At 41.1% G+C, this 23,451-nt stretch carries 19 protein-coding genes; 8 read left to right on the top strand and 11 right to left on the bottom strand.

Translation table 11 applies throughout. From position 1 onward, the window contains the following. The gene (locus BLS59_RS12535; RefSeq protein ID WP_091149634.1) at positions 1-1,452 is read left to right on the top strand and encodes a PepSY domain-containing protein; all 1,452 of its coding nucleotides are present in this window, start codon (positions 1-3) and stop codon (positions 1,450-1,452) included. 2 nt (positions 1,453-1,454) lie between these two features. Further along, positions 1,455-1,664 carry a heavy metal-binding domain-containing protein gene (locus BLS59_RS12530; RefSeq protein ID WP_091149633.1) on the top strand — a complete coding sequence of 70 codons (210 nt, stop codon included), beginning with the start codon at positions 1,455-1,457 and terminating at the stop codon, positions 1,662-1,664. Between the two features lie 111 nt (positions 1,665-1,775). On the opposite strand, the gene BLS59_RS12525 is transcribed toward BLS59_RS12530, so the two are convergent. Next, positions 1,776-2,132: a hypothetical protein gene (locus BLS59_RS12525; protein ID WP_091149632.1), complete on the bottom strand. Its 357-nt coding sequence runs from the start codon at positions 2,130-2,132 to the stop codon at positions 1,776-1,778. A gap of 309 nt (positions 2,133-2,441) precedes the next feature. On the opposite strand from BLS59_RS12525, the gene BLS59_RS12520 reads away from it, so the two are divergent. Further along, entirely contained in the window at positions 2,442-4,661 is a 2,220-nt protein-coding gene (locus BLS59_RS12520; protein ID WP_091149631.1) for a putative Ig domain-containing protein, read from the top strand. 125 nt (positions 4,662-4,786) lie between these two features. Here the strand turns inward: BLS59_RS12520 and BLS59_RS12515 are convergent, their stop codons facing one another. The 8 genes from BLS59_RS12515 to BLS59_RS12480 form a co-directional block, all read right to left on the bottom strand. Continuing rightward, positions 4,787-5,686, bottom strand: a complete 900-nt coding sequence (locus BLS59_RS12515) for a hypothetical protein (RefSeq protein WP_091149630.1) — start codon at positions 5,684-5,686, stop codon at positions 4,787-4,789. A gap of 144 nt (positions 5,687-5,830) precedes the next feature. Continuing rightward, on the bottom strand, positions 5,831-6,616 hold the full coding sequence (locus BLS59_RS12510) for a PhzF family phenazine biosynthesis protein (RefSeq protein WP_091149629.1): 786 nt from the start codon (positions 6,614-6,616) through the stop codon (positions 5,831-5,833). A gap of 156 nt (positions 6,617-6,772) precedes the next feature. After that, positions 6,773-8,215 (bottom strand): early set domain-containing protein, encoded by a 1,443-nt coding sequence (locus BLS59_RS12505; protein ID WP_091149628.1) that lies wholly within the window; start codon positions 8,213-8,215, stop codon positions 6,773-6,775. Between the two features lie 3 nt (positions 8,216-8,218). Then, the gene (locus BLS59_RS12500) at positions 8,219-9,199 is read right to left on the bottom strand and encodes an aspartyl protease family protein (protein WP_091149627.1); all 981 of its coding nucleotides are present in this window, start codon (positions 9,197-9,199) and stop codon (positions 8,219-8,221) included. Between the two features lie 58 nt (positions 9,200-9,257). After that, positions 9,258-9,923 (bottom strand): ATP-binding cassette domain-containing protein, encoded by a 666-nt coding sequence (locus BLS59_RS12495; RefSeq protein ID WP_091149626.1) that lies wholly within the window; start codon positions 9,921-9,923, stop codon positions 9,258-9,260. Beyond that, positions 9,898-10,227, bottom strand: coding sequence for a hypothetical protein (locus tag BLS59_RS12490; protein ID WP_091149625.1), 330 nt, complete (start codon positions 10,225-10,227; stop codon positions 9,898-9,900). The genes BLS59_RS12495 and BLS59_RS12490 overlap by 26 nt, the downstream gene beginning before the upstream one ends. Before the next feature lie 15 nt (positions 10,228-10,242). After that, positions 10,243-10,947 (bottom strand): deoxyribonuclease V, encoded by a 705-nt coding sequence (gene nfi, locus BLS59_RS12485; RefSeq protein ID WP_091149624.1) that lies wholly within the window; start codon positions 10,945-10,947, stop codon positions 10,243-10,245. Between the two features lie 126 nt (positions 10,948-11,073). Continuing rightward, a complete protein-coding gene (locus BLS59_RS12480; RefSeq protein WP_091149623.1) occupies positions 11,074-11,934 on the bottom strand; it encodes a sigma-70 family RNA polymerase sigma factor in 861 nt (286 codons plus the stop codon). Positions 11,935-12,159: 225 nt separating this feature from the next. Between BLS59_RS12480 and BLS59_RS12475 the strand changes: the two genes are divergently transcribed. Further along, positions 12,160-12,807, top strand: coding sequence for a DUF2975 domain-containing protein (locus BLS59_RS12475; RefSeq protein ID WP_162842621.1), 648 nt, complete (start codon positions 12,160-12,162; stop codon positions 12,805-12,807). A gap of 3 nt (positions 12,808-12,810) precedes the next feature. Continuing rightward, entirely contained in the window at positions 12,811-13,011 is a 201-nt protein-coding gene (locus tag BLS59_RS12470; RefSeq protein ID WP_091149621.1) for a helix-turn-helix domain-containing protein, read from the top strand. Positions 13,012-13,108: 97 nt separating this feature from the next. Here the strand turns inward: BLS59_RS12470 and BLS59_RS12465 are convergent, their stop codons facing one another. Together BLS59_RS12465 and lpdA are read right to left on the bottom strand one after the other, a co-directional pair. Continuing rightward, complete coding sequence (locus tag BLS59_RS12465) at positions 13,109-13,948, bottom strand: MBL fold metallo-hydrolase (protein WP_091149620.1); 840 nt, start codon at positions 13,946-13,948, stop codon at positions 13,109-13,111. 134 nt (positions 13,949-14,082) lie between these two features. Next, positions 14,083-15,474, bottom strand: coding sequence for a dihydrolipoyl dehydrogenase (gene lpdA / locus BLS59_RS12460; protein ID WP_091149619.1), 1,392 nt, complete (start codon positions 15,472-15,474; stop codon positions 14,083-14,085). Positions 15,475-15,838: 364 nt separating this feature from the next. Here lpdA and BLS59_RS12455 point away from each other — a divergent pair, with 364 nt between their 5' ends. From BLS59_RS12455 to BLS59_RS12445, 3 genes are all read left to right on the top strand, one after another. Next, positions 15,839-19,204 carry a TonB-dependent receptor gene (locus BLS59_RS12455; RefSeq protein WP_091149618.1) on the top strand — a complete coding sequence of 1,122 codons (3,366 nt, stop codon included), beginning with the start codon at positions 15,839-15,841 and terminating at the stop codon, positions 19,202-19,204. Between the two features lie 394 nt (positions 19,205-19,598). Beyond that, positions 19,599-22,250, top strand: a complete 2,652-nt coding sequence (locus BLS59_RS12450; protein WP_091149617.1) for a TonB-dependent receptor — start codon at positions 19,599-19,601, stop codon at positions 22,248-22,250. 21 nt (positions 22,251-22,271) lie between these two features. Further along, positions 22,272-23,435, top strand: a complete 1,164-nt coding sequence (locus tag BLS59_RS12445) for a hypothetical protein (RefSeq protein WP_091149616.1) — start codon at positions 22,272-22,274, stop codon at positions 23,433-23,435. Positions 23,436-23,451: the final 16 nt, after the last annotated feature.

Raw genomic sequence — 23,451 nt, 5'->3', positions numbered from 1 at the left:
ATGGCTTCATCAGCAGTAAAAAGTAATTTTTATAAATGGCACCGGGTGCTGGGCTTAATGGCCCTCATCCCGGTCATTTTCTGGACGTTGAGCGGTCTATCGCACCCGTTCATGTCCAACTGGTTTCGTCCGCAAATAGCAAAGGAGGTATTTAAACCCCTGGCACAAAGCAAAATGAAACCGTCATTATCCATACAGGATGTGATGGATAGGAACCATATCACCAGTATCCGTAATTTTAGTTTGATAAACTTTAACAAAGGCACCTTTTACCAGGTGCTGGGTAAGGATAGTTTATACAATTACTATTCGGCCACCGATGGCGTGCTGTTGCCTCATGGTGATACCGATTATGCCGAATATCTTGCGCGCTATTTTACGCAGGATAGTACATCGGCTATAAAAAGTATTCTGCTGCAAACCGATTTCGACAGCCAGTACCAGCCCATCAATCATTTGCTGCCCGTTTGGAAGGTTTCATTAAACCGGCCAGATGGTATGGACGTTTATATTGAAACAGGTCAGAGCCGCATGGGTACATTCAATAACAATACCCGTAAGGCTTTTTTATGGTTGTTTGAGCAGTTTCATACCTGGCAGTTTCTTGCAGATATTGGCGGCGATACCTTTCGCAATGTAGTTTTACTGATTATCATGAGTATTATGCTGTTGGCTCTCGCCAGCGGACTAACAGTTTATGGTTTAATGTGGAAGAAATTTAAATCCATAAAGGAAAGCCGCAAGGCTAATGGTACCGAAGAAAAGCGTTTTATCCACCGTTATCATAGGCAAATAGGGCTAATTGTTTCTTTTGTAATGTTCACTTTTGTTATTAGCGGGGCATTTCATTTGGCAGTAAAACTGCACAATAATGAACCCGTTAAAGCAGATTACGGGCAGCTGATAGATCGCAGGCAAATGGATACCTCTAATTTAAAACTGCCTATTGCCGATAGTATTATCAAGCACATTGGCATAGTAAATTTCAACGGAGAAACCTTTTACCAGGTAGTTGATGACAAAAAGCAGGTAACCTATTTTGATGCATCCAAAGGAAAAGAGCGCACCAATGCCGATGAAGAATACGCCCGGTTTCTGGCCGGTTATTACAAGCCGCAGGCATCATTGGGTAATGCCTTCAAAGGAAGGGTTAAGGTTGATGTGATCCGCCAGTTTGATAACGAGTATGGGTTTATTAACAAGCGCCTCCCGGTTGAGCGGGTAGGCTACCCCAACGGCGATAACTGGTACATTGAAACCACAACCTCAAAACTGGCAACCAAAGTTGCGGGTATTGACAGGGCCGAAGGGCTTTCTTTCATCTTCCTGCATAAATACTTCGGTATGATCTGGGCTGGTAAGGATATCAGGGATATCGTAACCATGCTGGCTGCATTAGGGGTGCTGGTGGTATCGTTATTTGGTTTAGCATCCTTTATCAAAAACAAATAGTTATGAAAAGAGCCATCATTATATTCACACTTGCGGGATCACTATTAACAACATTTACGGCCTGTAACGGCAATAGTGCTAATAAGGAAATCCATAAGAAGAAAGGTAGATATACCTGTACTATGCACCCCAACGTAAGTGCCGACAAGCCCGGTCTTTGCCCCAAATGCGGCATGGAACTGGTAGAACGTGATACTACGGCGGATAAGTAGAAAGGTCGTCACCGCATGTTCAGGCGTGGAACGCCTGAACAGTTTCCCAATTGAGCGTTTACGCTCAATATTTAAAGAATTAAAGTCCTCTCCTCAAAAGAGGGGGCTTTATTACCTCTTCCTTAATAAAGTGCTATGGGCTTTTTCGCCGTTGGCAGCCATATCCACACCAATAGAATCGCCGTAGAATTTACCCGTATGCGGTATTTCAATATCGGCAATGGTTACTGTAAATGAAAAACTGCTGCCGTTTATTTTACCGTCATCAATAGGCAATTCGCCTTTGGGGGTTTGGGCTGTACCGGTAAGCTGATCGCCATCAACCTTGAAATTGTATTTAAGTGGGTACACGGTGCCATTGTCCAGTTTTAATGTTCCAGACCATTCTCCGTTAAGTTCGTTCAGCGCCGCAAAACATGCTAAAAAGCAGCCTAATAACAGGGTAGTTGTTAAAATAACTTTTTTCATAGGTGTTGTTTTTTTAATAACTAAATGTAGAATACCTATTAAAATTCATGATGAACAATAGGTTAAATTTGCATACAGCTTACTCAATGCACAAACCATGCCCGGCTTCCCTTGTAAACTGTAACATTTATACAGCAGTGCTTAGTTGGCGTCGGTTGAAAAGATTGCCTATAGCCTTATTATTGATTTTTTGCTAAAAAACTATAAATGTTAATCATACATTTTATTTGCTTGCAGAATGCTGTATATTTAAACCGTACCTGAATATTCTTAAAAAGAAGAGATTTATTACCTAAATTAAATTACCGGATGAAAAAATTATCTGTATTGATGTTGCTGTTTGTCGCATCTTTTAAAGCCGACGCACAGGACATTTCATTGAAAAAAGGATGGAAGTTTGCTGTAGGCGATTCAGCGCAATGGGCGTCACCAACCTATAACGATCAACATTGGCAAGCCATTGATCTCAGTTATAACTGGGAGCGCCAGGGCCATCCCAACTATGATGGTTTTGGCTGGTACCGCACCAGGGTTGTAATACCGGCATCGTTAAGAGAGAAATCATTTTTAAAAGACAGCCTTCGGCTTAACCTGGCCAGCGTTGACGATAACGATGAAGTTTACCTGAACGGTACATTGATTGCCAAATATGGCAACAACGGGGGCAGTAATATAAAAGACGGCAATTATGGTCCGCGCAGTTATACCATTGCTGCAAATAATCCGGCTATTTTGTGGGGTAAAGAAAACGTACTTGCTGTAAGGGTATTTGATACCGGCGGCGACGGCGGCATTTATGGCATAAACTTTAGTCTTGCTATGGCCGATGTAATGGATAATGTAACCGTTAATACCGATGCCGATTTTGAATATGGCGATAATAATAGTTTGAGTAAATCTGTTAAATTGATTACCAAAAATCAATACCAATATCAAGGTAAACTGGCTTTTAAAGTAACTGACCCCGAAACCGATGCCGTGCTTTACGAAAAAACAAATCCTGCGGCATTTACCATCGGCAAGCCCTTCACTTACTCGTTCTCGATAGCGCGTTTGGCAAAAAAATCATACACCATTACTTACACCTTTACCGATGAAAAATCGGGTAAATCGGTAACGCATATCGAAACCACACCCTATATCTTAACGCCTTATCCATCGGCCAAGCCAAAGATAAATGGCGCCGAAGTGTTTGGCGCACGGTCGGGTAACCCCTTCCTGTATATGATACCGGCTACCGGTAAAAAACCTTTGGTTTATAAAGCCACCGGTTTACCCGAAGGTTTAAAACTTGATGCCGCAACCGGTATCATAAGTGGTTCGGTAGCTGCAAAAGGCGATTACCCGGTTACTTTTACGGTAAGTAACAAACTGGGCAGCAAAACAAAAAAATTCACCATAAGCATTGGCGATAAAATTGGTTTAACACCTGCGCTTGGATGGAACAGCTGGAATGCCTGGGGATTAAGTGTAGATGACAGCAAAGTGCGCATTTCGGCCAAAGCAATGGCCGATAAATTGAGCCAGCATGGTTGGGCTTATATTAACATTGATGACGGCTGGGAGGCCGAAAATCGCTCAGCTGATGGCAAGATTTTAGCAAATAGCAAATTTCCGGATATGAAAGGCCTTACCGATTATGTACATGGTTTGGGCTTGCGTATGGGTATCTACTCATCGCCTGGTCCGCGTACTTGCGGTGGTTTTTTGGGCAGCTGGCAGCATGAAGATCAGGATGCCCAAACTTATGGCGATTGGGGTATCGACTATTTAAAATACGACTGGTGTTCCTACTCGGAGGTTACCATTCCAAAACCCGACTTGCCGGCGTTGAAGAAACCTTACGAGGTAATGCAGGCATCTTTAGGGAAAATTCACCGCGATATTATGTATAGCCTTTGCCAGTACGGCTGGGGCGATGTATGGGAGTGGGGTGCCAATGTTGACGGCAATAGCTGGCGCACAACCGGCGACATACAGGATACATGGCAAAGTATGGCCGGTATAGGATTTGACCAAGGCAAGGCCGCACCGCACGCGCAGCCCGGTCATTTCAATGATCCCGATATGTTGGTGGTAGGTAAAGTGGGGTGGGGCCCAAGCCTGCACACTACCCGCCTTACTTATGACGAGCAATACACCCACATCAGCTTATGGAGCCTGCTAGCATCGCCATTGCTTATAGGCTGCGACATGGGGCACCTGGATAAGTTTACGCTAAGCCTGCTTACCAACGATGAAGTACTGGCTATTGACCAGGATGCTTTGGGTAAAGGAGCCAGCCAATATGTTAAGAATGAAAATTACCAGGTATGGGTTAAAGAACTGAAAGACGGCGGCAAAGCTATCGGTTTGTTCAACACTACAGATAAGTACCAAACCATCAGCCTTGATAAAGCCGACCCTGTGTTAAAGGGATATACCAAATTCAGGGATGTATGGCAACAGCAATACATTATAACAACCGGCAAAGCATTTAGTGCCAAAGTTGCGCCGCATGGCGTAATGCTTATCAGGGTTGAGAAATAATTGAACCTGATTTTATAAAAAGGCCCTCTTTACCAATTGGCAAAGAGGGCCTTTTTGTTTTTTAATAATTAATAGCTGATTTGAATTGTTTATATCAGACCAAATTCCATGCAAGTGTATGTTTTTCAGGGGATTTTGTAATAATATATGGGTGAGAACACACCTTCGCTTGTGGTGTAATATCCTGTACCATCGGGTGTGAAGCCTATAGCTTCGCCCTGCTTTTCGGGTTCATAGTTTAATTCCTGTGGCTTGCGTGTCATTACATCCCAAATATGCTCATTAGGCTCGCGTCGCCAGTAATAAACCTTTTCGTAGCTTTTTAGCAATATCTGTTTGCCATCTTTAGATATATCGCCGGCGGTTATCCATTTAAAGGGTTTGTAGCCAGCGAAGAATAACTTAGTACGCTTGGTTAAAGTAAGCGTGTCATTGGCTTTATAGTTAAGTGGCGTTGTGTAAACAGCTACTGTATCGCCGCGTTTTGATACTATACAAAGCAGTTTCTCAATAGGATCAACAATTAAGGTTTCCGCATCTTTCGGACCATCGGGATATTTAAGATGCAGCGTTACGGCAGTTGCGGTGGTTAAACTATCACTTGCCCATGATTTTTTCTCTAAAAAACGGTAAATGGCTATGGTTTTCCTGTTAGATGAATTATCTCCTATGTCACCTAAATATACATAGCTTTTACCTTTTTCGGGGCCGGGACCAACATCTATATCTTCACAATCAGTTACCCCTAAAGTTCTGCGTGTATCACCTTTAAAATATATTGTAGTTTTTATTTTACCGTCGGGCGTTATGGCAAAAAAACGGCTCGTATCTCCGCTGTCATTATGCACATAATATATACCAGGATTTATTGTAGATGCTGCGATGCCGGATATTTCAGACATTTGCTTGCTACTTAACCTGCCGGTAATATCGTGCTTATCAAGCAACCTGTGTTTGGAATAAGCTCCCAAAAAAAGCAGCATGATAACCGGGATCAATATTTTTAATTTTTTTGTCCTGCTCATTTATCGTTTGCAAGTAATAATGCAAATGAAACCAATTAGTATGAAGTTCGCATTAACTAATGGAATTATTGAAAATGCACAACAATGCTGCCAATAGATAAATTGGGGCATTGTTGTGATAATGATGTTAACTAAACCTAATGCCTAAAACTTAATTTCGCCTTTTAAATAAGTAATTGCTTTGCCGCTCATTAGCACGCGGTCGCCCTTTAGTTCGCACCATAACTCGCCGCGGCGTGATGAGATCTGGTAGGCGTGCAGGTTGTTTTTACCCAGTTTTTTTGCCCAGTAAGGTATAAGGTTACAATGTGCCGAGCCTGTAACCGGATCTTCAGGGATACCCGCGCCAGGCGCAAAAAAGCGCGATACAAAATCAGAATTATCGCCTGGAGCAGTAGCAATTACCCCAACGGTATCCATTTTTGATAAAGCAAAAAAATCGGGCGTAAGATCAATTATATCCTGTTCCTTTTCGTAAACAATAAAATAATCCCGAGATCTTAGAAAAGCTACCGGTGCTTTTTCACCTAAAGCTTCGGCCAGGCCATTTGGTGGTTCAATGGGTATTGGCGGCCTTGATGGAAAATCCATTGTATACTTATCACCATCCCGTTTCACAGTTAGCGTTCCGGCCTTAATGGTTTCAAAATTGATAATATCGCCATCGTAAGCAAGTTCAGTAAATAATATATGTGCCGATGCCAGTGTGGCATGGCCGCAAAGGTCAATCTCATACTCAGGCGTAAACCAGCGGAGTTTGTAGCCTGTGCCTGTTTTTACAAAAAAGGCGGTTTCGGCAAGGTTATTTTCAATCGCTATTTTCTGCATAGTGGCGTCGGGTAGCCACTCCTTAAGCGGACAAATAGCAGCAGGGTTACCACCAAACAAGGTATCAGTAAAAGCGTCGGCCTGGTATATAGGGACAGTCATAAATTTTCAGTTCTGTTAAAGCTAATATAGTGAGAAATAAGAAATAAGATGTAAGAGTCAAGAATCAAGAAAATACATATTTGTGGCTTTATTCAAAATGGTTAATTCTTTCAATGTAAACCTTGTCTTGACTCTTGATTCTCACCTCTTGACTCGCTACTCTATCCATAAAACGGAATTTCCTGTATTATATTCGTTTTGCTCCCATAATTTATTTGCAGGGTCGCGTACCCATTGCCCGTCTACCATAAATTTGTAACGGTATTTGCCCTTTTTGAGGAATATATTAATAGTCCATTGATTGCCCGTATGATCCATAACCAAACCGTCAGGGTCCCAATCATTAAAATTGCCTGCTATCCGTACACTCTTTGCGTTACTATATCCGCTTAATTTAAATGTGTAATTAGGCTTAACTGCAATAAATGAATTTACCTCGCCCCCCTCAATAACGTGCCTTGGGTTTTGCGGATCTGTTGTCCAGTTGCCATCAAAAATAAATTTATAACCGTAATTGCCAGCCGGTATTATTAAGGAGATACCCCATCCGCCCGGTACTTTTTTCATATTGATCTGGTCGGGTTTCCATCCGTTAAAACTCCCGGCTATGTATACTTTTTTTGCGTCGGGATGGCCGTTAAGTTTAAAATTAACGGTTTCTCCACGGTTAATTACCGAGTTCGTAATCCCATCGGTGCCTTTCTCTGTTGCGGGGTTCGCGGAATCTGTTGTCCATTTGCCATCAACTAAAAAACGATAGGCATGAGGGCCATCATGTAGGTAAAGCTGCTTTTGCCATACGCCACCCTTTTTTTCGAGGATGATATTGCCGGCATCCCAATTATTGAAGCTCCCGGCCAGCGTCACCTTATGTGCGTTAGCAAAGCCGGGTAGTTTAAAGGTATAGTTGTACCGATAATAAACCGAGTTTACATCATTAAACCCATCGGGATGTTTATTGAAATTGTTTCTGTCGCGTTGCCAGCGGCCGTCTATAATGTATTTGTATTCGTATACGCCTGCTGCCAGTTTTGCATCAGCAACCCAGCCGCTATCTGTTTTGGTCATTACGCCTTTAAGGGTACTCCAGTTGTTGAAACTGCCCGAGAGCAGTACTCTTTTAGCCTGCAAAAATCCCGGCAGGAAAAAGCGGGTTATGCCCGTAGGAAGTTCATGAACGCTTACCTTCGAAAAGTTATTTATCCCGAAGGCTTCATCGGCAGGATAACCCGGGCGACCGTTTTCGTCGTTACCGCTGCTGAGATTTGTAGTAATGAGGTAGGGTTTGCCCTGGGCATTAATATTTAAATCGGTTAACGAGCGATTAAACTGGATCACGTTTTTCTGGCGCTCAGTAACATTCCAGCCATCTTTTGTGAGCGCCGTAAAATCACCTTTTAAAAGATCGTTTGTATTGGCACCTTTTATACCGGCAGCTTTCAGGATACTGTCCAGCTGCGACTTTGACGACCGCAGATCGATCAGCAATATCAAATGATCGTTGCCCAAAATAAGGTTATTGCGCGTTTGCGCCCCTGCACCGATAACGATGCCGGTGAGCAGCAAAAAAGCAATAAATATGGACTTCGACCTATTCATAAATTACTCGTTCTTGTAAATGTACATTTCAAATTCTTTTTTAACAAAGTTGATGGTGAATATACCACGCACAAAAAAATCGTATCCCAAAATACCATCAACCGTGTGCCCGTACGCTTTACCCATTTTATCCAGGCTGGTAAGCAGTATGCGGTTGTGCATAAATTTGCGGTCGCCCACCACCAATTCATCAAACCTGGCATATATTACCTGTAATGACGACCCGCCGATACCCGTTGTTGTTGTGCGGCTGATAACCTGCATTGTTTCTGCTACGTTTTTTGACTTGTCATAATCTAAAAGGTTTGTTTCGGCGGCAGTATCAAAGGCAAACCATAAGGTGTTGTTGTTAACCGAACCCTTCATAAATATCACATCATTCATAAACCTAAATGGTGTAACCATAAAACGGTCATGAAAAAGTTTTTGCGCATCGGGGATATTGCCTTCATCATCCACCTTTTGTATGTAAAGCGTGTTCCTGAACAGATCGACAGTAATGGCGAGTTTTGAAAACAACCTTGTACCCAGTAAACCCAGTATTTTAATATTACGCCCGTTCTCAATAGCCGATAGGTCGGTAACATCGGCAGTAAGCTTGGAATAATGCAGATCTAATATATTAAAGTTGTGAACTATAGTGGTGAACGAGCCCGAGGTGCCTCCGTTAAGTCCGGCCGATTCCTGATCGGCCATTTTAGGCATATCCCTGAAATAAGTTTCATTAAGTACTAAATAGGGAGCCCCGGTATCCAGCACAAAATTGCCGGCCACAGAATCTATCTGGGCTTCCACAATAATAAGGTTGCCGGCCCTTTTTATGGGTACGATAAGGGTTGTGAAATCACCGGATGGATCAGGGTCGGGATCGCGGATGGCGTTTTTGAATGTAATGCCGTTTACCGATACCTTTTCACTGCCCGATGCTCTTTGCAGGCATACAAGCGAGAATAAAAGGGCAAGGTAAATTAAAAACTTAGGCATCCGCGGTTTATATGAAGATAGACAGCGCAAAAGGGTTATATGTTACACCAATAGTGAATTAATCAATATGGTTCAGGTATCGCCAGGTAACCAATTCCTCGGTTGATTTGATGTGCTTGGTACTGCCATCGTTAATGAGTACTATTCTGTCGCTTATTTCAAGAATATTACGGTATTGATGATCGGTAATAATAAAACCCTTGTGCTGTGCACATTTCTTGATGATGGGCTTTATTATATCGGCCTGTATGGGCGATATATGGGTAAATGGCTCATCAAGCAAAATAAAATCGGCTTTGTTGTAGATGATCATCAGGGTTTCCAGCTGCCTTAGCTCGCCGCCCGAAAGCTCGCCGGCTGTTTTGTTAAAGTGGTTTTTGTAAATATCCAGACTGCTGAATTCATCCCAGAATATGTTGTCGATAAAACCTTTGGCCAGGTCTTTTATTTTGATGCCGCGGGGCAGGTAGTTATGCTGCGGAAGATAGGCGATGCGCGCGTTGTGGTAACCCTTGGAAATGAATTTGTCGTTGATGCTTACATATTTAAAACTCGGTGTTACAATACCGAAGATGATACGCAATAATGACGATTTACCGCATCCATTACGACCGAGAACGCCCACAATTTCGCCTTGTGTGCATTGCAGGTAAACATCCTGCAATATCTTACGGTCGTTATAAGCGAGTTGAACGCTATCAACCTTTAATGTGAGCGGCGGCATATAACAGGAGTTTAGATACGGTTATTATTATGGCACAAATGGATAGATCTATAACAAAAGCGGAGGTAATTATCCGGGTTACGCGGTAGCCGGAATTGCGAAAATAAAAGTAGGTTTTCTTTTCAGAAAAGTAATGGAGGCCCACACCCGCCATAAAACCAACTATCTTGGAATAAATAAAAACGCCGGTATTGATGCTGCCCGAATTTAAAAGTACGAGCGACATTGGAAGCAAGGTAAAGGTAACATTGTATATCAGCAGCAGCCGGTAAAACTGGAGGGTAATAATGCCTGAACGTTTCAAATGTAATTGTGATAGCTAATCAAACAGATTAATCTGCAAATTATTGTTGCCGCTATCTTCAATTCTTATTTTATTAACCAGTAGATGGGCCTGGCGGGTAGGTTCGGGAATGCGATAGCCACGCAGGGAATTTTTTATCACCTCCACGCTCTGCTCCATACTGATGTGGTGGCCGGGCGACACGTAAATAGGGTTACAATTTCGTTTACTGCGAATTGCTGTGCCAATCACCTCGCCGTTATCATACATACGGCTTGTAGCAAGAGGGATGTTTGCGGGTTCATCATACCTGCCATATAAACGACTTTTGGCGCTGCCGATGGAGGGTGTATCAGTAACCAAACCAAAATGTGTGGCAATGCCAAGGCGGCGTTCATGAGCTATACCCTGACCGTCTAAAACCATGAGGTCGGGCATTATGGGGAGTTTTAGCCAGGCATCCAACAAGGCCGGTACTTCCCTGAAAGCCAACAGACCAGAGATGTAAGGAAATTTAGTTTTGCTGATGGCTGTTGCGGTACCTATCACTTTTAATTCGGGATAGTTGAATAATACAATGCCCGCATACACTATATCCGAATCTTTATTGAAAGATATATCGGCCCCGCCAATAACACGGATAGGTTTTTCCAGCGGCTTTATATCAACTTTTCGGCGCAATTCATGCTGATGCGCTATAGCCTGGGCAGGGGTAAGATTTTCATAATGGGCTGGATGCATGAGGTATAAACACTAAATACAAATAGTTGTTTATTGAAATTACGTGGAATACCTGTTAAATGAAAAAGCCAGGATTCAGGTGTTTGAAATACCTAAGTCCTGGCTTTTTTTGATTGTATATTTTGATTATCCCAAGTACGATTTTAAGATCTTGCTTCTTGAGGTATGGCGTAAGCGTTGCAGGGCTTTGTCTTTAATCTGACGAACGCGTTCGCGGGTAAGGTTAAACTTTTCGCCTATCTCTTCTAATGACAGCGGATGATTGGTGCTTAAACCGAAGAACAATACAATGATCTCGCGCTCACGCTCGGTTAAGGTAGATAGTGAACGTTTGATCTCTTCAGATAATGATTCGTTGATCAGTATCGAATCGGTATTGGGTTCATGGTTTTCTAAAACATCAAGCAGAGTGTTTTCCTCGCCCTGTACAAATGGCGCATCCATTGATACATGACGACCAGAATTGCTCAGTGTATCAGATATTTTATCAACCGTGGTTTCCAGCATATCTGCCAGTTCCTCTGGCGATGGTTCACGCTCAAATTCCTGCTCCAGTTTTGAAAATGCCTTACTTATTTTGCTTAATGAACCTACCTGGTTTAAGGGCAAGCGAACAATACGGGATTGCTCGGCAATTGCTTGTAAAATAGACTGACGAATCCACCAAACGGCGTAGGAGATAAATTTAAAACCCTTTGTTTCATCAAAACGTTTAGCGGCTTTAATTAAACCAAGGTTACCCTCGTTAATTAAATCGCCAAGGGTTAAACCTTGGTTTTGATATTGCTTGGCAACAGACACAACAAAGCGTAAATTGGTTTTAGTTAAACGCTCTAATGCAGCCTGATCGCCCTCACGAATTTTTTGGGCTAATATTACTTCTTCTTCGGCCGTTATCAGATCAACTTTACCAATTTCATGAAGATATTTATCCAGCGATTGCGACTCGCGATTGGTAATGGATTGCGTTATTTTGAGTTGTCTCATCTATTTAATAAACCTCTCTATTCGTTGTATTCTGAATAGAACGTGCAAAACTAAAAATTTGTTTCTAAAATAAAACATATAAGTTGATAATGGCAATAGAAGCGTCAAAATAAAAAAAATAATTTATTGATCTGTAAAACAATTAATATTTATTGTTATTCAATAAATAAATTTTGATTTGTAATAAATTTTATTTTGCTTTGGGCATAGTTTATTGTTATGGTAATGAAAAAAATACAGAGTTTGCAACTGCTGGTTTATGTTGCGTTTGGTTTGCTGTTTATACAGGATGGGGCTTTAGATGCATGGCAGGGTTTTAAAGACGGATTAACCGATGTGGTTAATATTAATGGCGAAACCGTATCGCACGGGCCGCCATTGCAAACCGTTTTCGACGGAAGTTTTATAACCCATAAGCCAGGGGCCGATTTAAAGGTGGGCAACAACTATATACTGCAAAATATTACCATTAGCAGTGATGTTTGGGTTGATGATAAAAGAGTAGATACCCATTATTTGATAACGGGTTTACAGGTATCCCTGACATTCGTGGTGTTGTTTGTGATGATAGCAATTGCGTACACTACCAATAAGGTTATCAGAAATATTAGTGAAGGGACAATGTTTGAGTTTAAATGCGTTAAGCAGATAAAAAATATTGGCTTGCTGCTTATGCTGTATGCCCTGCTTGATTTTGCTTATCAACAAGTTACTTACCACCAACAAGTATTGATGATTCATGCACCGTTAAAAGTGTTAAATGCGTCGGCTTTTAATTTCTCTGCACTGATACTGGCTATCCTGCTGTTTATTATAGCCGAGGCCTTTAAGAAAGGTGCCCGGTTAAAAGATGAGTTATCCTTAACCATTTAACTGATGCCGATAATTGTGAATCTTGATGTAATGATGGCACGGCGTAAAATGTCATTAAATGAACTAAGCGATAGGGTGGGCATCACGATATCAAACCTATCCATCCTAAAAACCGGCAAAGCCAAAGCCATCCGTATAGAAACACTTGAAGCTATCTGTAAAGCGTTGGATTGCCAGCCGGGAGATATTTTGGAATATAGATAAGAAGTATAAAGTAGTGAGTATAGAGTATCAAGACATGTTTCGATGGATTATCTACTATGAAAATCTTGATACTCTATACTAACTACTCGATACTAAATCAAAGTTCGCTCAACTTAAACGTATCCTTAACCCTTATGCCTTTTTCAGTTGGTTGCAGGGTGCAGCATTCGTTTATAGGATCGTGTTCAAAATATAGAATGTAGTCTTTTTCCAGAGCCTCGGTCAGGAACAGTTTTTTCTCTTTTAGGGTAGTAAGCGGAAACATATCATAAGCCATTACATAGGGCAATGGCAGGTGACCGATGGACGGAAGCAGATCTGCCATATATAATATACTGCGCCCCTTATAGTTTATCAGCGGCAGCATCATGGCCTCGGTATGGCCCGATACAAAACGGATATTAAAATCGTTGATAAAAGCTACGCCGTCCTGAGCGTCAATAAATTGCAGTTGCCCGCTTTGTTGTATAGGCAGGATGTTTTCTTTTAAAAAAGATGCTTTTTCACGGTCATTAGGGTTAACGGCCCAATCCCAATGTTTTGGGTTACTCCAGTAAACCGCACTTTTAAAGGCCGGCAACAGGTTATCACCATCCCGAACAACTGCTCCGCCCACGTGGTCGAAATGGAGGTGGGTTAAAAACACATCGGTAATGTCATCCCGGTGAAAACCAAGTGCAGCCAGTGAGCTATCAAGTGTTACATTGCCGTGTAGGTAATAGTGACTAAAAAACTTTTCGTCCTGCTTATTTCCTATGCCGGTATCCACCAATATAAGTCGTTTACCATCCTCAACCAACAGGCAGCGCATTGCCCATGTACAAAGATTATTGTCATCGGCAGGATTGGTTTTTTGCCATATAGCTTTAGGCACTACACCAAACATGGCTCCGCCATCTAATTTAAAAAAGCCGGTATCTATTGTGTGTAGCTTCATATTAATTCAAAATTAAAAATTCAAAAGTCAAAAATGCTTTGCATGATGAAATAAAAAACAACTGTCATCAAAAAACAAAAGCCAGTTGCTTATAACAGCAGCCGGCTTTTGACTTTTGAATTTTTATTTTTGACTTACAAATGTATTACCTCATCGTAAGCTGCCGCTGCTGCTTCCATTACGGCTTCGCTCATTGTTGGGTGAGGGTGTACCGATTTAATGATCTCATGACCGGTTGCTTCCAGCTTGCGGGCGGTAACAACTTCGGCAATCATTTCGGTAACATTTAAGCCCAGCATGTGTGCGCCTAAAAACTCACCATATTTGGCATCGAAAATTAGTTTTACAAAGCCATCTTTAGCACCGGCAGCACTTGCCTTACCTGATGCCGAGAATGGAAATTTACCCACTTTAATTTCGTAACCTGCTTCTTTAGCTGCTTTTTCGGTGTAGCCTACAGATGCAATCTCTGGCGAGCAATAAGTACAGCCCGGGATGTTGTTATAATCTAAAGGATGCGGATTTTGACCGGCTATCTTTTCAACACAGATAATACCTTCTGCAGATGCTACGTGAGCAAGTGCCTGGCCTTTAACAATATCACCAATGGCGTATACACCTTCGATGTTGGTTTTGTAATAATCATCAACCAGCACCTTGCCTTTGTCGGTTTTAACACCAAGCTCTTCAAGGCCGATACCTTCAATATTGGTAGAGATACCAACTGCTGATAATACAATCTCGGCTTCAATAACTTCGGTACCTGCAGCTGTCTTTACGTTTACCTTGCAAAGCTCGCCGCTGCTATCAACAGACTCAACGTTGGCGCTGGTCATGATGTTGATGCCTTGTTTTTTAAGGATGCGCAATAAACCTTTTGATACTTCTTCGTCTTCCAAAGGCACAATGTTATCCAGGTATTCAACAACGGTAACCTTGGTGCCAATTGAATTATAAAAATATGCAAACTCAATACCTATGGCACCCGAGCCAACTACCACCAATGATTTTGGCTGTTGCGGCAACACCATGGCCTGGCGGTAACCAATAACCTTTTTGCCATCCTGTTTAAGGTTTGGCAACTCGCGCGAGCGGCCACCTGTTGCTATAATGATGCTCTTAGCGCTAATGTCTTTAGTGGTGCCATCGGCAGCTTTTACTTCAACAACGCCTTTAGCCTTTAATTTACCAAAACCGTTTACAACATCGATTTTGTTTTTTTTCATCAAAAAGGCAACACCTTTGCTCATACCGTCTGCCACACCGCGGCTTCTTTTTACTACTGCTCCAAAATCAACTTCGCCTGCACCATTAATTTTGATACCGTAGTCGGCAGCATGGTTCAGGTATTCAAAAACCTGTGCGCTTTTTAATAAAGCCTTGGTTGGGATACAACCCCAGTTTAAACAAATGCCGCCTAATGATTCTTTTTCAATAATGGCGGTTTTTAAACCGAGTTGGGAAGCGCGGATAGCTGCTACGTAACCACCCGGACCTGATCCTATAACAATTAAATCGTAGTCCATATTTTTAATGATAAATGTGTTATGCTTTAAAATTTGATTGTACGCATTAAATATAGCCGGTGTTGTTTACGCACAGGCTGATTTTTAATGGCGCAAAGCTAAGTAAAAGGGGCGAAATGAGAAAATGAACGGTTTTCTTTATTGTGCTGGAGTTATTATTTTTTGATGTAGCAAATTATAACTGTCTAAATGGCTAATAAATTGCTAATATCATATATAATCTACCTGTTTGTTTTCAATATGTGTGATTGACATTAATAAATGTTGAAATATATATAAATTGATAATACTAAGTTAATATTGGCAATCAGGCTATTAGATAGCTTTGTATTAATTAACTCAAAGTATAATTTAAAAGCAATTTATGAGGAAGTTTCTACTTTTTTTAGTCTTATTAACCGGTTTTACTGCCCTTGTTAGCAACAAAGTAAATGCACAAGGAGTTACAACTGCGACAGTAAACGGTATCGTTACCGATAGTAAGGGGGCAATTCCTGGTGCTACAGTGGTAATTACGCATTTACCTACAGGTACGGTGTACTCAACAACAAGTCGTGTTGATGGTCGTTTTAACTTACCCAACTTAAGGGTGGGCGGGCCGTATACCTTCAAAGTTTCGTTTGTTGGTTACCAAGCCTTTGTTCAGGATAACATTACGTTAACCCTGGGCCAGGATCAGCGTATTAACGCTACTTTGTTAGATGCCAGTACACAATTGAGCGAGGTTGTGGTTAAAGGCACGCAAAACAAGATCATTAACAATTCAAGAACAGGTGCACAGGAAATTATCACCCGTTCGCAAATTGACCGTTTGCCGTCATTAAACCGGTCAATTTATGATTACACAAAGCTTGCGCCAAGTGCAAATGGTCGTTCATTTGGTGGCCGCAGCGATTCATACAATAACTTAACTGTGGATGGTGCATTGTTTAACAACTCATTTGGTTTGGCAAGCACGTTGGGCGGTCAGGCAAATTCACAGCCTATTTCGCTTGATGCTATTGAGCAAATTCAGGTTGCCGTATCTCCGTTTGATGTTACCCAGGGCCGTTTTGCAGGTACAGGTATTAACACCGTTGTAAAATCAGGTACAAACGAATTTAAAGGAACCGCTTACTATTACAAGCGTACAACCGGCCTTACCGGCAAAAATGCCGGCAGTGTTTCAAATATTAATACCCCAATTGATTATAACCAACGTGGCTTAAGTATAGGCGGACCGATAATTAAAAATAAATTATTCTTCTTTATATCTGGCGAACAGGAGAGAATAAGCGATCCGGCTACTACCTTTACGGCAGCAAAACCTGGTCAAAAGGCAGGTGGTTCGGTATCTGCAGCAACAGCAAATCAGCTTGATTCATTAAGGAACTTTTTGAAAACCAAATATGGTTACGATCCGGGGCCTTATGATAACTTCAGCCTTAAAACGTATTCTGATAAAATTACTACTAAATTAGATTGGAACATTAACGATAAAAATACTTTATCGGTTAAATATTTCTATTTAAAATCCCATAAGGATATTGCTCCAAGCAACTCCGGCGCGCCGAGTAATAACCGCCAGCCGGGTGCTACAACATTGCCTTTCCAGTCGTCGTTTTATACCATCAATAACAACTTTAACATTGTTATTGCCGAGTTAAATACGCGTATAAGCAATACAATGGCCAATAAGTTGACTGCTGGTTACCAGGCATTGCGCGATTACAGGACCTCATTAGGTGGCAGGGATTTTCCGTTAGTTGACATACAAAGCGGATCAGCCACTTCACCAGATCTTACAGCATTTGGTTATGAGCCTTTCACCGCATTCAATATCCTTAAAACAAATACCTACCAGCTTTCTGATAACCTTACAATTTATAAAGGCAAACATGAGATAAGCTTAGGAACATCAAACGAGTTAAACCACTTTACTAACGGTTTTGCACCGCAGTATAATGGTGCTTATGTATTCTCCAGCCTGGCCGATTTTTATAATTCAGCTAATACAGGTGCAGCAACTGCAAATACTTACCAATACAGGTATTCGTTATCGCCAGATGGTTCATTCCCATTTGCAAAAGTAAGTGCTACTACAATTGGCGTTTATGCACAGGATAAATGGCAGGCAACTGATAATTTTAAACTAACCTACGGTATCCGTGCCGATTTACCTTTGTACAGCCTTAATAACGTATCAGCCAATCCAAATGTATCTGCATTGGTATTCAGAAATGGTGTTAAGCTTGATGTTTCAAAATTCCCTAAAAGCAGAATAGAGTTATCTCCGCGTGTTGGTTTTAACTGGGATGTTTATGGCGATGCATCAACCCAACTGCGTGGCGGTGTTGGTTTATTCACCGGTCCAACTCCTTATGTTTGGATATCTAACCAGGCAAGTAATAATGGCGTGTTATTTGGTTCGTACTCGCTTACAACAGTTGGTACATCTGCAAATGCGCCGCAAAGCGACCCACATTTTGTATTTAATCCCAATGCTAATGCTAATCGCCCTGCACCAGGCCAGGCAACTGAAAATGACAAAGCGCATTACAACTTAGCAGTAGTTGATAACAACTTCAGAAATCCTAAAAATTTAAGGGGTAACGTTGCTGTTGATCAAAAGCTTCCTTGGGGTATGATAGGTACTTTAGAGTTCATGTACTCGAAAGATATCAACGCTGTTTATCAGCAAAACGTAGCTTTATCAGCAACAGGTACCGCACTGGTTGGCCCGGATAACAGGATAGTTTATTCAAACAAAACCTTATTCCCTGTAATTTCAGATCCGGTTACGCACGTTGGTTTAAATACAACCGCTAATCCTAACATTACGGATGCCGAATTAATGCGTAACACCAACAAGGGATACACTTACAACATTACTGCTCAGATCCAGAAAACTGTAAAGGAATTAAATTTCACAGCGGCCTATACCCATAGTGATTCACGTACTGTTAACGATGGTGGTTCAGTAGCTCAATCTATCTGGAGCGGTCGCCCGGTTTCTGGCGATCCAAACTCAGATGTGACATCTTACTCAAATTATTATGCCCCTAATCGTGTTATAGCATCAGTATCATACCGTAAAGCTTATGGAAAAAACTTTGCCACATCGGTTGGTTTAACTTATGAGGGTATCAACTCGGGCGTTGTATCAAATCTTGGTACCAGCGTTGCATCTTATACCTACAGTGGCGATTTAAATAATGATGGCGTTACCAATAACGATCTTATTTATATTCCTAAAACCCAAAAAGACATTGTTTTAGTAAAGGATAATACCACTGATCCGCGTACACCAGATCAGATCTGGGCGCAGTTAAATGATTACATTAACCAGGACCCTTATTTGAAAAAACACCGCGGCGAATATGCGAAACGTAATGGCTTGCTTTTACCGTTCCTTAATCAGGTTAACTTTAACTTTACCCAGGATATATTTGTAGGTAAAGGAAAAACCAAAAACACTTTACAGTTTGAGTTTAACGTGCTTAACGTTGGCAACCTGCTTAATAAAGACTGGGGCAATGTTCAGGTATTGAACAGGGCGCAGCTTTTATCATACAAAGGTTTGGTTAAAACAGCCGGCGATCCTGACTTGGGTAAGCCAACATTCTCGTTCCCATATTTCCTTGGTGCTCCGCTTACCAAAACTTACAGTGATGGCGCAAACTTAGCATCTGGTGTATCTCCCGGCTCACGCTGGCAGGCACAGTTTGGTTTAAGATATATCTTTAACTAAGCTTAAAATTTAATAATAAAAAGGCCTGGTCATTTATGACTGGGCCTTTTTTGTTTTACCAATTTCGGTCTGTTATAAAGATTAAAATCGATGTGTAAATATTTAATTAGCAGTACTTTGTGGATGCACCGGTGTGGGTGAAATTATCGTGAAACGTAATTTTATATCGGAGAAGGGCTTAACATAAAAAAGATGGAATTTTGTTGAAATGATAACGAACCCGCACTAAAAAAACGAAAATTATATTGATATGGTTTTGTTTTACATTTCAATGTAAATTTTTCGTTACTAATGTTTAAAACTGCCAATTGTTAATATTGATTTAACATTGTCACTCAGGCTAATATTTATCTTTGCTGCCAATTAATTAAACGTATAATTAAAAAATCACCACATGAGGAAGACTTTACTTCTTTTATTATTTTCAATTTTTACCATTGGCATAACTTATGCGCAAGAGAGTGGAAAGCAAATTACGGGTAAGCTTTTAGATGCCCAAACTAAAGAGCCACTTATTGGCGCAACCGTTACCATTAAAGGTACAACCAAAGCCGCCGCCGTATCATTGGATGGCAGTTTTAAAATTAAAGTTCCGGCAGATGGAACTACAACCCTGTTATTTTCATACATCGGTTATGTATCAAAAGAACAGGTAGTTTCTGAATCAAATCTTGGAACTATTACATTAGACCCAACATCGGCTTCGGTAAAAGAAGTGGTAATAACGGCTAACTCATCGTTAGCAATTGACAGACGTACACCTATCGCCGCTACATCAGTTGGCAAGGTTTACATCGAAGAAAAAGGCGCTGGCGCAGAGTTTCCAGAGCTATTGAAAGCGGCCCCTGGTGTAATGACCTCAAAAGGCGGCGGTGGTTACGGTGATTCGCGTGTTAGTATCCGTGGTTTTAGCAGTAACAATGTGGCCCTTTTGATTAATGGTATCCCCGTTAATGATGTGGAAGCCGGTAAAATTTACTGGAACGATTGGGCTGGTCTTGCAGATGTAACTGCATCTATGCAGGTACAACGTGGTTTAGGTGCATCAAAAGTGGCGGTTCCGTCATTGGGTGGTACCATCAATATCACTACAAGAAGCACCGAATTAGAAGAGGGTGGAACGGTATCGCAGTCAATAGGCAGTTACAACTCCTTCAAAACAGTGTTATCTTATGCAACAGGTTTAACCAGCAAAGGCTGGGCATCATCTTTCTTGTTGTCAAGAAGTACTGGCGATGGTTACACTCCGGGTTTATATTACACCGGTTATAGCTATTTTGCCAATATATCAAAAGTATTAAGCCCGTCACAAACGTTGTCGTTCAACTTTATGGGCGCATCACAAAATCACGGTCAGCGCTATACTTTTAATACCATTAATACTTACAGAACAAGCCCGCTGGGTATCAGGTATAACTCTGATTATGGATACCTTAACGGCGAATTATATAGTGCTGAGCAAAATTATTACAATAAGCCATTAGCTTCAATAAATCATAACTGGCAAATCAATGAAACATCATCACTGTCTACACAGGTATATGCTTCATATGGTACAGGTGCGGCCCGTTACCTTTCTGGCACAAATGTTAACTTAACTCCCGGAAATTCACAAGGTGTACCAAGAACAGGTGATATCTATTCGCCCATTGATTTTGATGCTATTACGAAAGCCAACCTGGCAAATGCCGATGGTACTGCCAGCAGATACCTTTTGAATAGTGTTAACGATCATAAACAATACGGTATATTAAGCAGCTATAAAAAGAAACTTGGCGATATCGATCTGTTAGCAGGTGTAGATGGCCGGTATTACGAAGGCGAACACTACAACCAGATTCAGGACCTGCTTGGTGGTTCATATATTATTGATACACGCATTAATACCGCTACTGGTCCATCAGGTAATATAAACAATCCTAACGCCCATATTGGTAACGGTGGTAGGTTTAACAACGATTACAGGTATGAAATTGCATCGGAAGGTGTTTATTTACAAGGTGAATATGTTAAAGACGACCTATCGGCATTTTTAAGTGTTGCCGGAAATAACACCAGCAACAGAAGGGTTGATTATTTTAACTATTTAAATAGCGATCCTAATCAAACAAGCAAATGGGTTAGCTTTTTAGGTTACCAGGCAAAAGGCGGTGCTAACTATAACATAGATAGCCATAGCAATATTTTTGCCAATATTGGTTACATACAAAGAGCACCACTTGTGGGTAGCGTTTTCCTGAATAAGAAAAATGACCTAAACCCTAATGCAAAACCAGAAAAATTACTGAGCTATGAATTGGGTTACGGTTTCAGAAGCTCAATGTTCAGCGCTAATGTGAACCTTTACAGATCATCATATAAAGACAGGGCAAAAGTAACTTCATCTACCACCCCTAATGATGATGGTACCTTTGACGCCATTAATATCTCCGGTATAAATGAATTGCACCAGGGTGTTGAGGTTGATGCCAAATTACGTCCTATAAAAGATGTTACCCTTAGCGGTAGCTTATCTGTAGGTGATTTTCATTATACCAGCAATACCGGCCCTGCACAAGTTACAAGCACCAGCGGAAAAACAACCACTCAGGATGCATTGTTGCTAAAAGGCTTAAAAATTGGTGAGTTTGGTACTGCAAACACAACGGCACAAACTACAGCCGCTTTAGGTTTAGATGTACAAGTACTTCCACAGATTAAAATTGGTGCTAACTATAACTACTACGCTCGTTACTATGCATCATACGATCCAACAAAGATTACTACAACACAACAAACAAAAGCTGGAGATTTCACTAACTATCAACTACCTAACTTTTCTACAGTTGACTTAAATATTGTTTATCGCTTTAAATTTGCCGGGCTTGATGCCGCGTTTATTGGTAACGTATATAACTTGTTAAATACCGAGTATGTTGCGGATGGATTTGAAACAAGCTTACCGACAACAGCTGCGGGTTATAATTTTGTAGCACGTACAAATAACCTGGGCGTATGGTACGGCTCTCCAAGAACATATACAACCACATTTAAAATCAACTTTTAATCATCTTTAAAAAGATATTATATGAAAAAAATATTAATGAACATTCTTGGGATTGCAGCAATAGCAACTGCGATTAGCGCCTGCCACCCAATGAATAAAACATATGAGGCTATTGGTCCGGTACCTACGCCAAACGGTACACCGCAAACTTTTGTGCTTACTTTAGCTGCCGCCGATTATACATCGCTTGATACTGGTAATTATGCTTACAAATCAAAAAGCTTTAATACCAAAGATGATGCAGCAGCAAGTATCCCGACTATACTTGCCAAAAAGTATCCTAATTATGCCGATAAGTCAAACGTTACAGTAACGTATGCAACGCAGCCCATCACGGTAAAACCGGCTGATTCAGTTTTTAACAATGTGGCTTATACGCTTGTTAATCCGGATGATTACTTACTGTTGCCAGGCAACACGTTTATTGATTTCAGCGCCTCTCAAATTTTAAAATGGTTAGTTGTCAAATATCCAAATGCGGCTGCTAACCAGCTGGCAGTGTTAACTTTTATTTATTACGAAAGTGGTGCTACAGCAACCGTAACGCAATCATTTTTGTTCCAGAACGGTGCATGGCAAAAAATATACACCATCTCTCCCGCACAGTATGCTTCGGTAGGTAAGGGTGGCACTAATAACAATTTCAGTTCTGGTGATGCTGCTTTGCTTCCGGCCTATTTCAATACATTTTTAAAGGCGGATCCTGCTGTTTCTGTTACAGCAAAAGCTGGTGATGTTAAATATGTAAGCTATAAATATTTTGGTGGGGGTACATTTCAGCGCGTAAAGGCATTAACTTTTGATGGTACTAACTGGACAACCACTTCATTACCGCAGTCTTTATCCTTTATTAAGGGTAATGGGGTTTGGGTTGCAGATAATACGGTTAGTTATACACTTGTAACGGCTGATTACACCACGATATCAAATATCGATGGTGTTGCAAGTGCAGATGCTATTGCTAACCTAAAGGCACACGGTAACTTTAGTCAGCAGTCTGGCTCTACCTCCGCATGGACAGATGCTCAGATCAATGCTGGTATAGCCGTTATACTTAAAGCAAAGTACCCTGCTGCAGTTGTTGACCAGAAATTTGTAGTTACCATTTCTGTATACAATGGCTCTGCAACTGTTAACTTAACACACACGCTAAAATATGACGGTACTACCTTTGTTGGAGTATAATCATCATATAAAATAA

It is taken from the genome of Mucilaginibacter pineti, from assembly GCF_900101875.1.
Classification (GTDB): Bacteria; Bacteroidota; Bacteroidia; order Sphingobacteriales; family Sphingobacteriaceae; genus Mucilaginibacter; species Mucilaginibacter pineti.
The sequence above is the reverse complement of the archived record's forward strand: the minus strand, read 5'-3'. Positions and strand labels throughout refer to the sequence as shown.